At 58.6% G+C, this 17,603-nt stretch carries 14 protein-coding genes; 7 read left to right on the top strand and 7 right to left on the bottom strand.

Going from position 1 to position 17,603, the window contains the following annotated elements; all coding sequences use genetic code 11:
• Positions 1-4 precede the first annotated feature (4 nt).
• Both NB647_RS05125 and NB647_RS05120 read right to left on the bottom strand, forming a co-directional pair.
• Positions 5-781 (bottom strand): class I SAM-dependent methyltransferase, encoded by a 777-nt coding sequence (locus NB647_RS05125; RefSeq protein WP_269265551.1) that lies wholly within the window; start codon positions 779-781, stop codon positions 5-7.
• Between the two features lie 76 nt (positions 782-857).
• On the bottom strand, positions 858-1,601 hold the full coding sequence (locus NB647_RS05120; protein ID WP_269265550.1) for a class I SAM-dependent methyltransferase: 744 nt from the start codon (positions 1,599-1,601) through the stop codon (positions 858-860).
• A 261-nt stretch (positions 1,602-1,862) separates the two neighbouring features.
• Here NB647_RS05120 and NB647_RS05115 point away from each other — a divergent pair, with 261 nt between their 5' ends.
• The 5 genes from NB647_RS05115 (at position 1,863) to NB647_RS05095 (ending at position 8,306) form a co-directional block, all read left to right on the top strand.
• Positions 1,863-2,750, top strand: coding sequence for an HlyC/CorC family transporter (locus NB647_RS05115; protein ID WP_269284638.1), 888 nt, complete (start codon positions 1,863-1,865; stop codon positions 2,748-2,750).
• A 127-nt stretch (positions 2,751-2,877) separates the two neighbouring features.
• Positions 2,878-3,432, top strand: coding sequence for a hypothetical protein (locus tag NB647_RS05110; RefSeq protein WP_269284635.1), 555 nt, complete (start codon positions 2,878-2,880; stop codon positions 3,430-3,432).
• A gap of 90 nt (positions 3,433-3,522) precedes the next feature.
• The gene (lnt, locus tag NB647_RS05105) at positions 3,523-5,082 is read left to right on the top strand and encodes an apolipoprotein N-acyltransferase (protein WP_269284633.1); all 1,560 of its coding nucleotides are present in this window, start codon (positions 3,523-3,525) and stop codon (positions 5,080-5,082) included.
• Between the two features lie 529 nt (positions 5,083-5,611).
• The gene (locus NB647_RS05100) at positions 5,612-6,841 is read left to right on the top strand and encodes an HAD-IC family P-type ATPase (protein WP_269284631.1); all 1,230 of its coding nucleotides are present in this window, start codon (positions 5,612-5,614) and stop codon (positions 6,839-6,841) included.
• On the top strand, positions 6,825-8,306 hold the full coding sequence (locus NB647_RS05095; RefSeq protein WP_269284629.1) for a cation-translocating P-type ATPase: 1,482 nt from the start codon (positions 6,825-6,827) through the stop codon (positions 8,304-8,306). Before NB647_RS05100 ends, NB647_RS05095 begins: the two co-directional genes overlap by 17 nt.
• Before the next feature lie 713 nt (positions 8,307-9,019).
• Here the strand turns inward: NB647_RS05095 and NB647_RS05090 are convergent.
• A complete protein-coding gene (locus NB647_RS05090) occupies positions 9,020-9,193 on the bottom strand; it encodes a hypothetical protein (RefSeq protein WP_269284627.1) in 174 nt (57 codons plus the stop codon).
• A gap of 145 nt (positions 9,194-9,338) precedes the next feature.
• On the opposite strand from NB647_RS05090, the gene NB647_RS05085 reads away from it, so the two are divergent.
• Complete coding sequence (locus NB647_RS05085; RefSeq protein WP_269284624.1) at positions 9,339-10,697, top strand: deoxyguanosinetriphosphate triphosphohydrolase; 1,359 nt, start codon at positions 9,339-9,341, stop codon at positions 10,695-10,697.
• Between the two features lie 425 nt (positions 10,698-11,122).
• Complete coding sequence (locus NB647_RS05080; protein WP_269284621.1) at positions 11,123-13,906, top strand: autotransporter domain-containing protein; 2,784 nt, start codon at positions 11,123-11,125, stop codon at positions 13,904-13,906.
• 680 nt (positions 13,907-14,586) lie between these two features.
• On the opposite strand, the gene NB647_RS05075 is transcribed toward NB647_RS05080, so the two are convergent.
• From NB647_RS05075 to NB647_RS05060, 4 genes are all read right to left on the bottom strand, one after another.
• Positions 14,587-14,763, bottom strand: coding sequence for a hypothetical protein (locus NB647_RS05075; RefSeq protein ID WP_269284619.1), 177 nt, complete (start codon positions 14,761-14,763; stop codon positions 14,587-14,589).
• Positions 14,764-14,775: 12 nt separating this feature from the next.
• On the bottom strand, positions 14,776-15,708 hold the full coding sequence (locus tag NB647_RS05070) for a hypothetical protein (RefSeq protein ID WP_269265539.1): 933 nt from the start codon (positions 15,706-15,708) through the stop codon (positions 14,776-14,778).
• A 29-nt stretch (positions 15,709-15,737) separates the two neighbouring features.
• The gene (locus NB647_RS05065) at positions 15,738-16,025 is read right to left on the bottom strand and encodes a hypothetical protein (protein WP_269284617.1); all 288 of its coding nucleotides are present in this window, start codon (positions 16,023-16,025) and stop codon (positions 15,738-15,740) included.
• A gap of 534 nt (positions 16,026-16,559) precedes the next feature.
• Positions 16,560-17,603 carry a zinc-dependent alcohol dehydrogenase gene (locus NB647_RS05060; protein WP_269284614.1) on the bottom strand — a complete coding sequence of 348 codons (1,044 nt, stop codon included), beginning with the start codon at positions 17,601-17,603 and terminating at the stop codon, positions 16,560-16,562.

Here is a 17,603-nt window from a genome sequence, read left to right as displayed (position 1 = left end):
GTACTCAGTCGTCCGCCGTCACCGGTTTTATCGCCGAAAACCGCAACCGGACATAATCGGCCACCCAGCTGCCGTCCGGCTTCATCAGCGCCGGCCGGCAATACTCCGTCACATCGTCCAGAAAATCCTTCCGGTTCTCCGCATCGAACGACGCCAGAAAATCATGCGCGAACACCGACAGCCAGCCTTCCACCCCCGCCGGCAACGGCGTCGGCCTCCCGAACAGCGCGATTTCCTGCACGACGAATCCGCGCGCCTCGAGCCGTTGCCGCATTTCCGGCACATCGGCGAAATGCCAGGGAGACGGCACAACGTCCGGTTCCAGCCCGCGCCGGGCGAACGCTTTTTTCAGGCCATTCAAAATGCCGTCGATATTGCCCTTTCCCCCGCATTCGACCACAAAACGGCCGCCAGGCTTTACGGCACGCCATGCTCCGTCGATCACCCTGTCCTGACGGCGCATCCAGTGCAGCGCCGCATTGGAAAACACGGCGTCGAATTCAGGACCGAACGTCATCGCCTCGGCATTCATTACGCGGGCATCGACCCCGCGTGCCCTTGCGGCGGCCACCAGTTCGCGGCTCGTATCGATCCCGACCACCTCGCACCCGGCAAGCTGCATGCGCTGCGCCAGAAACCCGTCGCCACACCCGACATCAAGAATCCTCTCCCCCGCCTTCGGCGCAAGAAGTTCCACCACCGGCATGCCCAATTCCGAAACGAACCGGGCACAACTGGCATAGGAAAACGCATCCCACGACTGTCTCGATTCCCCCTTCATACCGACCCCCGCAAAAAAAACAGACACCGCCCGGCACGAAACACTCCCCGCCGGCGAACCCGGAAAACCCGTCCGGCTAGGGCTTGACCGCATAAAACCGGAGCCGGACGAAATCGGCGAACCACTTGCCGTCTTCCCGTAACAGCGCGGGCCGGCACAACGCCATCACCTCATCGGAAAACGCCTCGCGCTCCTTCGGATGCAGACAGGACAGATAATTGTTCGCGAAAACCGACAGCCATTGGGCGATCGTGCCGGGCAACACCGTCGGCCGCTCGATCACCTCCACCGATTTCACCACCATGCCGCCGGCTTCCAGCATCCCGACCGCTTCCTCTTTCGAAACGAACCGCCAGGGATGAAGATTCTCGATTTCGATCCCGCGCTTTTCCAGCGCCGCCGACACGGCCCCGACGATCCTGCGGACATTGTTTGTCTCGCCGCACTCCCCGACGAAACGGCCGCCCGACTTCAGCGCCCGCGTCACGCCGGCCACCACCCGCGACGGATGACGCATCCAGTGCAGCGCCGCATTGGAAAACACCCCGTCGAATTCCGACTCGAACGTCATCGCCTCGGCATTCATCTGCCGGGCATCGACACCCCGTGCACGGGCCGCCGCAACCGCCTGGGCACTGGAATCAATCCCGACCACCTCGCAGCCCCGCCTGACCATCTCTTCCGACCAGAACCCCGATCCGCATCCCAGATCCAGAACCCGCTCTCCCGCCTTCGGCGCGAAAAGTTCCATGACAGGCGGCCCCATTTCAGTCAACAGGTTCGCCATCTCCGGCATGCCGGACTGACCCTCGCTCACCATAACGCATTCCCCCGCAAAAAAACGACAGCAACCGGGCGGCCTGCCTGCCCCCTTGCCGGAACCGTCCACACGGCAAAACGGCGCTGGCCGCTCCCCCAACCTTCCCCTGCAAAAGACCACGGCACCGCTATCGAAAAACAGAACAGCGGCTCCGGTATCACTTTACCATGCGAACGTCCGTTTATCCCGGAATATTGTCCAATTTTACAAATCGTGTATCCTATAGTCTTTCAGATAACGAGGAGTTTTCGACAAACCGCCATGCCCGAGCACCCTGAACACAGTCAAAACACCAGCAAACCCGTCAGAACCTTCCTGGACAAACTGGCTTCCTTCATCTCTTCCGAACCGGATTCCCGCACCGAACTGCTGGACATCCTGCACGACGCACACGACCGCAAACTGATCGACACCGAATGCCTTTCCATGATCGAGGGCGTATTCCGGCTTTTCGATTCCGCCGTCCGCGACATCATGATCCCGCGTTCCCAAATGTACGTCATCGACATCACCCGGCCATTCTCCGAATGGATCGATATCGTTACAAAAAGCGGTCATTCACGTTATCCGGTCATTGAAGGCGACAACGAAACCATCATCGGCACCCTGCACGCAAAGGACCTGTTGCATGCCGGCGAAGAAGGCTTTTCCATTCGCAATATCCTGCGTCCCGCTGTCTTCATCCCCGAATCCAAAAGGCTCAACGTCCTTTTGCGCGACTTCCGCAACACCCACAACCATCTGGCAATTGTCGTCGATGAATTCGGCAACATCTCCGGACTGGTCACCATCGAGGACGTGCTGGAACAGATCGTCGGCGACATCGAGGACGAATTCGACGACGAGAACGACGACAAGATCGTTTCCGTCAAGGCCGGTTCCGCCGGTCCACGCTGGCGCATACCGGCTTTGACCGAAATGGCCGAATTCAACGAAACGCTGGGAACGGCGCTGGAAGACAACCGGGTAGATACCATCGGAGGCTTCGTCGCCAACTGTCTCGGACGTGTTCCGCACAAGGGCGATACCTTCGACATCGGCGATCTGCACTTCGAAGTGCTCAGGGCCGACGCGCGCCAATTGCATACTCTGCTTGTCGAAAAAAAAACGGCAACCCCGGAAAAAAATTCCGGCAAAGCTGTAAAATAGCGCCAGCGCTTTCCGGAGGGCCCTTGAAAAACAGCGAAAAAGGCCCAAATACGCGAAAAACGGTTACAATCCGTTCAGTTCGGTAACGAAAAGCAGGGCAACAACCATCAGCCAAGCGAGGTATTTTATGAATTCTGATAAAGACATCGAATTGCACGATGCCGACGATACCGGCATCTGCCTGACCTGTATCGAAAACGAGGCCGACGATCCGGTAACCGACGTGGACTTCACCGGCGCCTGCGTCAATCGTATCGAACCGGACGACGATCCGACAACCGATGTCGATTGCACCGGCACCAGCGTCAACCATATCGAACCCGACGACGACCCGACAACCGATGTGGACTACACCGGCACCAGCGTCAACCATATCGAACCCGGCGATTTCGTCCATACCGCCAGAAGCGGCAACCACATCGACGCCCAGTGCGAAGGCGACGAAACGGAAGGCATGTTCTCGTTCGGGGCCATCTCCTACCGCGACCCGCTGGGAGACGTCGAACTGGGCGACACCGACGACACCGGCATCTGCCTGCACTACATCGACACCGACATCGACGATCCCGTAACCGACGTCAACTTCACCGGCACCAGCACCATGCACATGGACGACGACGATGAAGAACCGACAACCGACGTCGACGTGACCGGACGCGGCATCGCCCATCTGGTCCAGTAAACGGCGTCAGGCAGGACAAACAGGGGTCCGGAAAACCGGACCACGGGAATCTTTTTATCATCGCCCCTTGGGAGAAAGCGGAACGGCCCCATGAACCGACTGAAATCACTGACCCTCCCCGCCGTCGCCTTTTTCGCCGGCGCGGTAACCCCCTTCGCTTTCGCCCCCTTCGGCCTCTGGCCGCTCCAGATCGCCTGCCTGGCCATCCTGATCTCGGCTGTACTGCACACCGAACGGGCACGTACCGCCTTTTACACCGGCTGGGCCTACGGAACCGCCAGCCTGATCGCCGGTCTGTACTGGCTTTACGTCAGCATGCACACCTACGGCGGCATGCCCTCCCTTCTGGCCGGAGCCGCCGTCGTCTGCCTCGCCCTCTTTCTGGGAATCCTTGCCGGACTCGCCTGCCTTTTCACCCGGTTCTTCATGAAAGGCTGGCAAGCCAGCCTGGGCATCACCGCCATCCTCATCTTCCCGGCCTTCTGGGTTCTCGCCGAATGGGTGCGCGGCTGGATCGTCACCGGACTGCCCTGGCTCGTGACCGGATATGCCCACACCACCAGCCCGCTGGCCGGATACGCTCCTGTCGCCGGTGTCTATGGCGTCTCTTTCGTCGCCGCCATCGTAGCCGGCGCCATCGCCCTCTTTTTCCACATCGGACGCGAACGCTGGAAAACCTCGCTGGCGACCGTACTCGCCATCATCGGCCTGGCCTTCGGCGCCGGAAGCGTTCTCTTCCACATCGACTGGACCCGTCCCCACGGCAATCCCATCCAGGTCAGGCTGTTGCAAGGCAACGTCGCGCAGGAATTCAAATTCACCCCCTACCAGATCGGCCAGGCCCTGGACATGTACGCCGGCATGATCACCTCCCGGCCGGCCGATCTGATCGTCACTCCCGAGACCGCCATCCCGGTCTACACCCACCAGCTGCCCGCCGGTTACCTCGAACACCTGTCCCGATATGCCGCACAAAGCCTCTCCCATCTGGCGCTCGGCATGCCGCAGGCCGACACCGCGACCGTCTATACCAACAGCCTGATCGTCATGGCACCGGAAGACGCCGGCAAACCCGGTCTGGCCGGCTACCGCTACAACAAGCATCATCTCGTCCCCTTCGGCGAATTCATCCCGACCGGATTCAGGTGGTTCGTCAGACTCATGCGCATCCCGCTGGGCGACTTCACCCGGGGCGAGCCGCTGCAAAAACCCTTCAGGGTCAAAGACCAGTGGATACTGCCCAACATCTGCTATGAAGACATCTTCGGCGAGGAAATCGCCGACCAGATCCGCCACGAATACAAAACCGGACAGCCGACCCCGACCGTCCTGCTGAACGTCTCCAACATCGCCTGGTTCGGCAACACCATCGCCCTGCCGCAGCACCTGCAAATCTCGCAAATGCGCTCGCTGGAAACCGGCCGGCCCATGCTGCGCGCCACCAACACCGGCACCACCGCCGTCATCGACGCCCGTGGCCGCCCCGTCGCCTGGCTTCCCCCCTACACCCGCGGCGAACTCGCCACGACCATACAGGGAACCCGCGGCGCCACCCCGTTCATCCGCTTCGGCAACCTCACTATCCTCATCGTCGCCCTGGCCGCTCTCGTCATCGCTCGCATCCTTTCAGCCAGAAAACACCGGCGATAATCCGGCATCCATGCCGGAAAACGGAAAGGTCATCCGGCCATGACACCGGACCGGCCCGCGCCCGTATCGCCGTTCCGTTTTCCGGTTCCCGCTTTTCCCTCGGCCCCCCTTTGTCCGGTCCCCCGGCCGTTTCATTTCCGCCGCCGACGGCCCGGAAAAAGCATTTTCCCCTGCCCGTGCCGGACAAACCGGCCCCGTCTCCGGACACCGGCAAATCCGCCCTGAAAACACGGGACAACCCGCGTGCAAAACCCGCCACTTCCCCCGATTCCGGACCGATCCGCGCATTTTCCCGTCATTTCGCCCCGACACCCCTCCGGCAATTTGTAAAAACCGTTTCATCAATGTTATTATTTTCCCATCGCTTGAAATACCCGCTTGAGGGAGTAGTTTGCACAAGTCATTGCGCTTGTGTGGCAAGTCAACACCCTGGCCATCCGGTCTGGCTTGTCTTAATGAACGAGACTCATGTATGGTTTCTGCCATGCCTGGGTCTTTTTCATTTCAATTACCTTGAAAAGGATTTCCGATGAATGAATGGATGGGATCAAAAGAAGATCTGCTTGAAAAACTGGGAACGGACGCGTCAGGCGGACTGACACCCCGACAGGTCGAAACGAACCGTCAACGTTACGGCGCCAACAGGCTGACCCGGAACAAACCCGAATCGATGGCCGAACGCATCCGGGACGCCGTCAGGGAACCCATGATTATCATGCTCATCATGGCATGGCTGATCGCACTGGGCGTGAACATCTTCCAGAGCGTCACCGGCGGCGTTGCGGACTATCTGGAATGCGTCGGCATCTTCGTCGCGATCCTGCTCTCCGTCATCATCAGCGTCGTCATGGAAGGGAAAAGCGCCAAAGCGTTCGAAGCCCTTTCCCGGATCAGCGACAACCTCATCGTCCGGGCATTGCGCGACGGCCACACCGTCATGCTCAATCAGGAAGACATCGTCACCGGCGACATCCTTCTGCTGTCCACCGGCGACAAGGTTCCCGCAGACGGCAGGCTTCTGGAATCGGCCGGTCTCTCGGTGGACGAATCGGCCCTGACCGGCGAAAGCGTCCCTGCCGACAAGGACGCCTCGAAAGACATCACCGACGAAAAAACGCCGCTTGCCGAACGCGCCAACATGCTCTATACCGGCACCTACATCGCCAGCGGCCACGGCAAAATGGTCGTGACCGCCACCGGAGACGCCACCGAATTCGGCAAAATCGCCCGCGAGCTGGGCGGGACGCAAAAAACCGTCACCCCCCTGCAGGAAAAACTGGCCCATCTCGGAAAAATCATCACCTTTTTCGGCATGGCCGCCGCCGCCATCGTCTTCGCCGTCCAGATGGCCACCTTCATATGGAACGACAACCTGACACTGGACGGCGTCATGGAAGCCTTCGTCACTAGCATCGTCCTGATCGTCGCCGTCGTGCCCGAAGGCTTGCCGACCATCGTCGCCATCTCCCTGTCGATCAACATCATCAAACTGTCCCGACAGAACGCGCTCGTCAAAAAACTCGTCGCTTCCGAAACCATCGGCTGCATCAACGTCATCTGTTCCGACAAAACCGGCACCCTCACCGAAAACCGGATGACCGTAGCCGGCTTCTACGACACCGCCTGGCACACGGATTTGTCCGGACTCTCACCTCCCCTGGCTGATCCACAACTTCTGCCTGAACACCACCGCCGATATCGGGGAAAACGGCGCTTTTCTCGGCAACCCGACCGAATGCGCCATGCTCAACTTCTATGAACAGTCGGCCCAGCGCGCGAAAAGCGGCAAATCGTACCGCGACGAGCGGGAAAACCACACCACGCTTCGCGCCTTCCCGTTCTCCTCCGAACTCCAGCACATGACCACCATCTCCAGCGTGGACGGGAAAATCATCTCCTGGGTCAAGGGCAGCCCCGAATGCCTCTTTTCCATGTGCCGCATTCCCGAAGCGGAAAAGGCGAAAATCGAAAAATACATCCGTGCCGCCCAGGAACAGGCCATGCGCGTCATCGCTTTCGCCCACAAGGAACTGCCCGCCATGCAGGACTACGGCGAAGAATCGCTGCACCGTGAAATGGAAAGCGACATGATCTTCGACGGCTTCGTCGCCATCACCGACCCGCTGCGCGCCGACGTCCATGACGCCGTCCAGTCCTGCCGCAACGCCGGCATCGCCCTGAAAATCCTCACGGGAGACAACATCGTCACCGCCACGGCCATCGCCCGCGAACTGCACCTGCTGGACAACGGCGGCATTGCCGTCGAAGCGAAAGACATCGCCGACATGAGCGACGAACAGCTTCTGGCGAAACTGCCGTCGATCGCCGTCATCGCGCGAAGCACCCCGATCATCAAAATGCGCGTCGTCAAACTGCTGAAAGAAGCGGGCAACGTCGTCGCCGTCACCGGCGACGGCATCAACGACGCCCCGTCCCTGAAAAACGCCGACGTCGGCATCGCCATGGGCATCTCCGGCACCGAAGTCTCCAAGGAAGCCAGCGACATCGTCCTTCTGGACGACTCGTTTTCCACCATCGCCCGCGCCGTCGAATGGGGCCGCAACATCTACGAAAACTTCAAGCGGTTCATCACCTTCCAGCTCACCGTCAACCTCGCGTCCGTCATCGTCGTACTCTCTTCCGTCCTCATGGGCCTGAAAGCGCCGTTCTCCGCCCTGGATTTGCTCTGGATCAACATCATCATGGACGGCCCTCCGGCCCTGACCCTCGGACTGGAACCCGGACACGACGACCTCATGAACCGCAAACCGGTCAGCCGCAACGAAAACATCATATCCCCCGCCATGCTCGGGCGCATCGTCGGCACCGCCCTCTACATGTCCGCCGTCTTTCTGGGCCAGTACGTCTTCAACTTCCTGGGCGCGGCCGAAGCGGAAATGGGCACCGTCCTGTTCACCCTGTTCGTGCTCTTCCAGCTTTTCAACGCCTTCAACTGCCGCGAACTGCACCGGGCCAGCCTGCTGAAAAACCTCTTCAGAAACCGCCCGATGCTTCTGGCCACTGCCTGCACCTTCATCCTGCAAGTCCTGATCATCCAGTACGCCGGCACCTTCTTCAACACCGTTCCATTAAATCTTGCCATGTGGGTGAAACTCATCGGCGTCGCCTTCACCGTCATCCTGTTCGCCGAACTGGTCAAACTGATCTGGCGGCAAACCCACCGGCAAGCGCCTCCGGCACCGTGCCGCAGACAACTGTCATGAACGGACGGGAAAACCTCCCGTCCGGCGGATTGCCCGGACATCCCCGCGTGTCCCCGCAAGAAATCCGCCGCCCATCCGCCCCAACCGGTGCAAACCAGTCCGTCCGGACGACGCCTGCCGTGCCTTTCCCGTTTCCAGCAACCACCGGCACGGCAACACCCCTGCCAAAGCGCGACGGACACATCCACCCACTGCATCAGGCAATTCTCCAAAACCCCGTCTGTTTCCGCCATGTCACTGACCGGAACGATTGTCCGCTCATGCATGCCGTTTGATCCCGTTCTTCTGTCGGTTCCGTGCCGGAATCCGGACGAACCGTCCGGTTCGATGGATAAAAGGAAGGTTTCATCCATCCGGCAGGAAATCGTTCCGACGGGGTGGGACGGACCGGTCTTCAGCTTGCCGGTATCCCGGTCCTTTTCCGTTTTCATCTCCGGCCGGTCATCTCCGTCCCATGCCTGTATTTCTTTCCTATCGGGTTCAGACGATGTTCCATTATCCCGCCTCCGATCGAAAAAAACGGCAGGAAGCGGGAACGAACGCGGAAATGTTCCCTGATTGCTGCCGTTTCCCCGGTTCCGGCAAAAACCGGATTCCGGAAACAGGCCTGCCTCCGTATGGCTGAACAATATGGTCTGTACCGGACACGGTTTCCGACAGCCGCCAAATTCCCCGGAACTCCCCGATAATCCCCGCCCGCCGAACCCCGCCAGTCACATCGTCCGAACCGCGATACCGGCCGGCTTCACTTCCCGGACAAAGATCACCACCGCTTTTTTCTCAGTGAACAAGACCCCGCCGGAAAAGACACTGCCACAAAAACAGGCATCCCCCATCCGGCCCGCACCGGACGCGGCCTCCGCCATCTTGACCACAAACTTGTCCACAGCAATCGGGGATAACCGCAAACACACGTCCCGAACACCGGACAGAGAAGCCCGCAAAACGCATGAAACGTCCCGATTCCTTTTGAAACCGTCACCGTTTTGAAACATAATAAATGTATCGTCATCCCGAAACGGAAAGGAACCCATGAACGGAAACGGAACGGCAAAACGCAAGAACCAGTGGACAAAACTGCTCTCCCCGGTGCGGCACAACCATATTGACCCGGCCCATGTCGTTTTCGACATCACCCGCAGCCCCTTCATACAGGACTACGACCGCATCCTCTTTTCCAACTCGTTCCGCATGCTGGCCCGGAAAACGCAGGCCCACCCCTTCGCCGTGAACGACCATGTCCACCACCGGCTCATGCATTCGCTGGAAGTCTCCAGCGCCGGCCGCTCGCTGGGCATCATGGCCGGCTACTTCCTGAAAGAACGGGGCGAACTGCCCGACATCATCACCCCCGAACACATCGGCCAGATCGTGCAGGCCGCCTGTCTCGCCCACGACATCGGCAACCCGCCGTTCGGCCACGGCGGCGAATCGGCTCTCCAGGACTGGTTCAGGGATACCGCCAACAACGACCGTTACCTCTCTGAACTGACCGAACGACAAAAAGCCGACTTCAAATCCTTCGACGGCAATGCCCAGGGATTCCGCGTCGTGACCGCACTGGAAAACCACAAGGACAAAGGCGGCCTGCGGCTGACCTACCCGACACTGGCCACCCTCGTCAAATACCCCCGTTCCGCCTACGACGCCATCGGCGACGGTTCATCCAAATTCAACTTCTACCAGTCCGAGAAAAACACCTTCGACGCCGTCTTCTCCACCCTCGGCCTGAAAGACGGCAACCGCTACCGCCGCCACCCGCTCTCTTACCTGACCGAAGCGGCCGACGACATCTGCTACGGCATCATCGACATGGAAGACGCGCTGGAACTGGGAATCATCGGCTTTTCCGACCTGGAAAACGTCATCGCCCCCGTCGCCGGCAAACTGGCGCTCAACCCGAAACGCATGGCGGCGATGGATTCCGACCGGCGGCGGGCCGGCCTGATCCGCGCCAAACTCATCGCCCTGATGATCGACGCCACCTTCGTCGCCTTCCGGAACCATTACGACGCCATCATGGACGGCGAAAACATCCATTGCCTGCTCGACCACACCGAAGACGACGTCCGGGAATACATGAACCGGGCACGCACCCTCTTTTTCGACGTCATCCTGAAAAACCATTCCAAGATCGCACTCGAAATCGGTGCCTACACGCTCTACAAACGCATCCTCGACACCTTCATCCCCGCCTGCCACCAGTTCAGCACCGGCAAACGCCTCACCTACCGCGACCGGCAGGCCCTGACCCTTATGGGCATCCATGCCCCGACAGAACACGACGACCTGTACATGGCCTGCATCCGCGTCATGGACTTCATCACCGGCATGACCGACCCGCGCGCCACCTTCCTTTCACGGCAACTGGCCGGCATCACCGAATGCTGAAACCGGGAATCGCTGCCGGCACGCAAAACGGCAGCGGCCCGCCCCCACCCGGCCGCTTACAACGGAAAAACTCCCCCCCCCCGCAAAACCGACCGTCCCGCACGCTTTCTCCCTCTTCTTTGCCGGTGTTGCAGAAAAGAAACGTCCGTTAATGCACATTAACGGATATCTGTCAAAGAAGCGAAAACCTGCAAGACAAAGGCGCGACCCGGCATATTTCCTAGCCCCAACTCATGAAATGTTAATGGATGGAAAGAAACCGATCAACACGATTTCTGCCTGCAAAATATCATGATTCCCCAAAAAACCAATGAAATCATGAACCTGAAACGATTTGTGAAAATATTATGTGCATAATCGGAAGTATTGAGTGATTGACGGCCGTCATTTCCTGTCCGTATCCGAAAAACAATACAGGAAACGACATGTCAAAAAAGAAATATTCCTTTTACTCTCCTACCCCGCTTTCCCTGGCTCTGGCTGCGGTTTTTTCAGGGATATATTGCAATGCCGGCGCTGTGTCCGCTGCCAGCTACGATGTTTCCGGCTGGGAAGAAATCGCGTCGCATCGCACGGAAAACGATGTACACCTGAACGTTACAGCCGATCTGGATGGTTCCTATTTCAAAAACAAGACCAAAGAAATCGTCATCGATCAGGTAAAAATGACAATTGATGGCCAGGAACACCACGTCACATTTCCAGAAAGAGACATTGACGAGGTTCTTACAGCCACAAACGGTGGTAACCTGACGATTCGCAATCTCGCATTTTTTGGCGAAAACGGGTCCGACTCCACAAGCAGTTCCTACCTTTTGACGAGCACGTCAAACAGTTCGATCACTCTGGACCACACAACCATCCGGAACATCCGCAGCATTCATCCGGGCAGTGTCCTGATGATCCAGTCCGGCTCGTCGGGAAGCATCCTCGATTCAGTCATTGAAGATTCGCATTCCAGTTATACCGGCGTCGTTTCTATGGACACACTAACGTCCTCCCCGGGAAATTCACTCACAGTCGCCCGCAGCCATTTCCGCAACAATTCCGGTACATACTACGGCGGTGCGATTTTCTCGGACGGAGGAAGCGGTGACGCCAACCGGGCAGAAATCACGGAAAGCCATTTCACCGGAAACAACAGCCAGCAGGGAGGCGCCGTTTATGCACAATATACGGATACAGACATCGTAAAAAGCGTTTTTACCGACAATACAGCCCGATCGGAAGCACAGAACAGCTTCGCTCTTGGCGGAGCGATCACCAGCAAAAAAGGAACACTGTCGCTGCAAGACAGCGTTTTCACCGGCAACACCGCAAGCTCGCCCTATGCCGCCTATGGTGGCGCGATATACAACACCGGCGAACTGCTGATCCATAACGGTACATTTCGAGAAAACATATCCCGAAACGCCGTATACAACCGGGGTGGCGCCCTTTACAACACCGGAACGGCGCTCCTGTCCGGTACAAACATCTTTTCGGGAAACACAGCGGGAGACAAGCCCAACGACATCACCAACCAGGGAACACTGGATTTCGGAAACAGCCAGGTCATACACGAAAAAACCTTCATCGGAAGTGGAATTGACGGAAACGGCGAACTGAATCTGAACAGCGGGATACTGGAAATCGCCGAAAACCGTACCGTCGAACAGGGGACGGCGGTCTTTGCCGGCGGAACCGAAACCCGCGTAACCGTCAACGACAATCACATCGTCAAAGCAGCCTATGCCGCTTCGGCGACAGACGTCGAAGATGGCGACATCATGAATGCCTATCGCCGGGGAGGCTATACTGTATTCGGTAATTCGCTCACCATCAGGGATGGAGCGAAACTCATCGTCGCCGGAGCCAACGCCAACACAACCTACCTGATTGCAGTCAGTAACAATCTGACGGACGAGGGGAACGGCTGGAAAGGCGGCAACCTGATCGACAGCAGCAACGTCCTGCTTGACTTCCAACGTGTCGAAGGCGATACGGAAACAGGAACCGTCATGGTCACTTCCCGTGCCCGAGACGCCCGGGAAGTCCTGCCCTGTGTCGATATCCCGGACAACCTGAACGCACTGGTTTCGGGACAGAAAATCGATGTCGACAGTACCACGGCCGGTATCCGCTTCCTGTCCCGGGCCACCGACAGCCGGTATCTGCCCGGCGGCAGGACTCAAATGGAAGAAGTCATCAACAGCGCCGCCCAGATCGCCACGGCCGGCGCGGTCAGGAACATCACGTATTCCGGAGCGGGCATGTTCAACCGTGCCGTCGAAAAACACCTTTCCCTGTCCCGGACCCTGCAACTGGGTGACGCTGTCCGTCTGCACGAAAAGGAACATGCCGATTTGTGGGTCGATCTGATCGGGATGCACCAGCGCAATCACGGCATGCCCGTCTGCTCCGGAAAGGAATGCGGGGACAGGACGCGGTTCGGCCACCGTATCGACATGGGCGGCATCGTGGCGGGGATCGACCGCAGTTTCGATGCGAACCGTCATGCCGGAATCGCCCTCATGGCCGGAACCGGTTCGGCCAGCTCCAAAGGAGACTTCAGCCACACGAAAAACGATGTCGATTTTTGGGGAGCTTCCCTGTATGGCGGATATGACCGGGACAACTGGAATGTCATGGGGAATGTCTCCTACACCCATTTCGACAGCGACATAGACCAGACCCTGCCGGCCACCCTGCAAATGGGGAACAGACTCCGAGCCGATATCAGCAGCCACCAGTGGAGTGCCGGAATCCGGGGCGAATACCGTATCCGGTTCGACAACGGTTTCGATCTCTTGCCCCATGCCGGTCTGAGGTATGACCGGCTTGTGATGTCCGGATTCCGGACAAAGGCCGATGCCGGCAGTGCGTTCAGCACGAAAAAAGATACCATGAACATATACAGCCTGCCCGTCGGCGCGGGAATTCAGGGAACCTTCAGGAACCGGAACGGCTGGACATTCAGGCCGCAGGCCGATCTGACGGCCATTTTCGCGGCCGGGGATATCCGGGACAGAACGGAAGTATCGGCCGCGGGGCTGGACGCCACGGACAGCATCCATACCCGGATCGTGGACAGGACCAGTATCATGGCGGGTATCGGATTCGATATGCAGAAAGGGAACAAGTCGTTCGGCCTGCATTATGACGCCATGTATTCATCCCGACAGATGTGGCAGGGCCTGATGGCCAAAGTGGTTCTCCGTTTCGAGTAAATGTGTTCCCGATACGAAACCGGACATCGCCGCCGGCACACAAACTGGCGGCGATGCATGCGGCCCGCAAAAGCGAAAAAACGGTACGTCTGTACACGTCTCCACAAATTTTTTCCGTTTTCAGAAAACCGGTTCCCGGCAAGCGGGACTTTCACCGGCATATTCCCTGTCGGAATGGCGAGACATTCCGACCGGACAAAGCATAAAAAACGGATATCCCCCGGACAACTCATTTTCCCCGCCCATCCGCTCCGCATTCTGGCAGCCCGTAGACCGTCCTTTGAAAAATACGGTTCATGCCTTCGGCGGGTACCATGAAAAAACCTTCAGGATACTTCCCGCCGATAGCAGCCCTGCCGCCCCCATCACGCGGCATCGGCAACTACATTTCACCCGGCAAATATTGAAACGGAAAACCTGTCCAGACGGGAAAACATGCCGGTCATCGCGCAGAAACCGGGTCAGGTACCGGCACTCCACAAGAATGGACAGGCCGGTGACACCGGGGCCACAGAACCGGCCCATATGAACCGCAAGGGGTGCCACCTCCCCGCCGGTTTTCCGAAACCGGTGCAACCTCAACCACCCACCGCCCCCCTGCTGAACGGAATAAACCGTTCTCCACGACACGACAGGCCCCGTTCATCCACACCTGTCCCGGTATCCGGTGGATCCGCCTGTCATTCATCCGGTTTTGTTCGCACACCGGGCTTTTCCGGGAAAACGAACCGGCCGTCGATATAACGGCAACCGGCGACCACCCCCTCCGGGGCATCCACCCACACAAAAGCGGGATGAACGGGAAACACCGCCGCCGCCAGATCGACGACAACACCATCCCTGATCAATGCTTTCATCTCCTCATCCTCCTACCATTTCACAAAACACGCACCCGACAGACCGGCGACCGTACCGCCTCCGCCGGCACCGACCGTCACCTGCACGGTTTCACCGGGCGTCACGGTCACATAAGCCGCGACACTGCCTCCCGATCCGCCGACAGACGATGCATCCGACCCGGTTCCCCCGCAGCCCGCCCCATAGGAATAGGTATCGACCCACATCCCGCTGGCAAATGTTCTGGCCGGTACACTGCCGCCGCCGGCCGCCTTGCCCGCATTGCCGGGCGAAGCCATCACACAAGTCCCCGTCGCCGAACCGGCCCCTCCGGCCGCCCCCGCCACCTCGTTGTCATATCCGCCTCCCCCGCCGGGAGCGGTCGCATAGGTACCGAAACTGGTCACGCCGCCGGTTCCCCCCGTGCCGTGATACCAGCCTCCACCCCCTCCGCCGCCGATACACATGACAAAAAGCTGGGAAACCCCTTCCGGCACCACAAACGTTCCGGACTGGGAAAAAAGCGCCATCCCGTGCCGGATCGACATAACCTTCCCGTCCACATAAGTCTTGATCCCCCCGCTCGTGACCGGCCGGGTACTGCCGGCCGTCGGAACCGTATCGGCAACAATCCCGTAACCTTCCAGCGTATCCGATCTGGCCGGCTTATTGACCAAATGATTGAAATCCCCGGACAGCGCCACCAGAGAGAGATCGGCCGAATCGGCCTTCTTCGCCAGCTCGGCCATCACCGTTTCCCCATCGGCCTTCGATGCGATATCCGACCGGATTTTATCCAGATCGATTCCCAGTGTCTGGCGAGCCGTCTCCCTGTCCGTCCCCTCGTCTCCGAGCAACTCGGCCAGATACTGCCGCAGATTGCCCATCGCCAGCCGGAATTCCCCTGTCGTGGTTTCGGGGACTTTCGTCCCGTCCAGCAATTCCCTTGAAGGTAATTTCGTCATGTCCATTCTCCATAAAAAAAGACTCCGCTTCACAGGAAGGGAGTCCGGTTTTTCCGTTTTTCGGGCGCACACCGGCGCCACAGGGAAAATGTACACGACAAAAAAACTTCGGTCAGCCTGAAAAATCCTGTCGCTCCCACCGTCCCGACAAAAAAACCGGACGGAACATCCATCCGGTTTTTCCGGCGAAACAAACGACCGGCACAAAAAGAGCGTTTCAGGCCGAAACGGAATTCAAACTCTTCGGTATAGTGTGAACCGTCTTCCCGTTCGATCCGGCCATAGAATTTTGTGTTCTTGTCCAGCTCCCCGTCCATCCCGGCTCCGCAGCAAACACGCGTCCCCGCCGGTCTTTTCCGGGAACGATATGGTTCAGTACGATTTTCCGCTCTCCCGCCGGTTCATGAAGAATCCCCGCCTCCACAGATAATATCCCCTTGCAATTTCTTTCCCGTTCCCGGTCACGTCCGGCGCCCCTGCTCTTTCGCCAGCAGAAATCCGCTAACGTCTCTTTCCGGCCCCCTTCTTGCCCTGTTCCCTGCCTTTCCGCCATACACCGACACAACTTGCGGACCTCCGGCGACCTCCACCGGTCTTGTCCTGCCATTCATTCTGCACAACTTCACCGCCCGGCAAACCGGCATTTTATGGACAGGGCCCTTTCAAACTTGTCTCACGTCCTGAAAACCGCTTCCTTTTCCCCCCTGTGGACAGCACCATCCCCCGGCATCCGGGAAAAACCGGAAAACCTCCGGGAACGCAGTTCCGTCTTTTCCATCAAACGGTCGCCAGACAAAACGGATTCTCCTGCCCGTCCCCGGCTGCCGCCGAAAACAGCGGCAATGGCAAAGTCAGGGCTTGACGACGATCTTCAGGACAGGATCGGTTTCTGATGCAAGCCTTTCAAACGCATGTTGAAGTTTTTCAAGCGGAAAAATATCCGTGACATATTTTTCCGGATCGATCACACCCTGCGCAATCAGGTCAATCGTTTCGCGGAATTCCTTTTCCGTACAGGAAACACTGCCGATCAGGCGGATTTCACGAAGCACGGCCCGGTTGAGTTCGAAGCGGACATCGGGATTGATGGAATTGCCGATCATGACGACCGTTCCGCCGGGTTTCACCCCATCCATGCAGGCAGACAGGGCATCGGCAGCCCCCACTACCTCGAAAGCGATATCGAAACCGCCTTCCGAAGCGTCCTGCATGATCTGCGCCCGATCGGGATCGTTGCCGTCGAAATACAGGTCGAAATCACCGATTTCACGCGCCCTGGCGATACGCCGGTCATTGATTTTCGACAGCGCGACCACGGAAGCTCCCGCCTTTCTGGCAAGAGCGCCGATCATCTGGCCGATAATGCCGTCTCCCACGACAAGCACCCTGTCACGGAGCCTGAGTCCCGATTTGATCACGGCATGCCAGGCGACCATCAGGGGATCGATAAGACCGGCCGCGACATCCGAGACGGCATCCGGCAACTTGTAGGCATTTAACGCCTTGCCAACGAAATATTCGGCATAGGCGCCGTTGCAGACGAAACCGATATAATTCGTGCCGTTGACATCACGGCACAACTGTTCCTGGCCACTTCGGCACATATCGCACTGCCCGCAATACAGATTGGCCCAGAAAACGACACGATCCCCGATTGCAAACCGGCTGTCGCCCGGATCGACAACCACCCCGCAGAACTCGTGCCCCATAATGAAATCCCCCCGGTCCTCCCCCCAGCCCCGGCCGGTTTTCCACATATGGATATCACTGCCGCACACACCGCATGCGGACACCCTGATCATGATTTCCCCCTCCCCGACTTCAGGAACGGGAACGGACTTGACTGCAATGTGCCGGGGCCCCTCCAGAACGGCGGCCTTCATGAATTTCTGCAT

It is taken from the genome of Oxalobacter aliiformigenes (assembly GCF_027116575.1).
GTDB classification, from domain to species: domain Bacteria; phylum Pseudomonadota; class Gammaproteobacteria; order Burkholderiales; family Burkholderiaceae_D; genus Oxalobacter; species Oxalobacter aliiformigenes.
The sequence above is the reverse complement of the archived record's forward strand: the minus strand, read 5'-3'. Positions and strand labels throughout refer to the sequence as shown.